General features: G+C 49.8%; 1 tRNA gene and 1 rRNA gene. Both read left to right on the forward strand.

What is annotated here, in order from left to right:
- Positions 1-210 (forward strand): 16S ribosomal RNA (locus L5M28_RS24075); the annotation flags it as partial.
- A 162-nt stretch (positions 211-372) separates the two neighbouring features.
- Positions 373-449 (forward strand) — tRNA-Ile (locus tag L5M28_RS24080).
- The last annotated feature ends 165 nt before the right edge of the window (positions 450-614 follow it).

Genomic DNA, 614 nt, shown 5'->3' on the forward strand with positions numbered 1-614 from the left:
AGTCGGAATCGCTAGTAATCGTGGATCAGAATGCCACGGTGAATACGTTCCCGGGCCTTGTACACACCGCCCGTCACACCATGGGAGTGGGCTGCAAAAGAAGTGGGTAGCTTAACCTTCGGGGGGGCGCTCACCACTTTGTGGTTCATGACTGGGGTGAAGTCGTAACAAGGTAGCCCTAGGGGAACCTGGGGCTGGATCACCTCCTTACCTATACGACTAACTTAATGTTTGTTGAGTGTTCACACAAATTTGCTTGATAGAAGAAAGAGTAAAAGATGGGTCTGTAGCTCAGATAGTTAGCACCCCAATCCCCTCGTTAAGAGTAGGGGAGGTCGGTGGTTCTGGATGAATATGGGTTTATCAAAAGATGGGTCTGTAGCTCAGCTGGTTAGAGCGCACCCCTGATAAGGGTGAGGTCGGTGGTTCAAGTCCACTCTGACCCACCAATCCTTCCTTCTCAGCGTTGGAAAGTGACTCGTTTAGTGAACTAAACGTCGCCACTGTCCGCCTTGATAAGAAATGATTGGCAAACCAATCCTTTTAGAGGTTTGGAACATCTTACTTACTCGCACTGCATGTAAATGGGGCTATAGCTCAGCTGGGAGAGCGCC

The organism is Shewanella sp. SW32, assembly GCF_025653365.1.
Lineage (GTDB): Bacteria > Pseudomonadota > Gammaproteobacteria > Enterobacterales > Shewanellaceae > Shewanella > Shewanella oncorhynchi.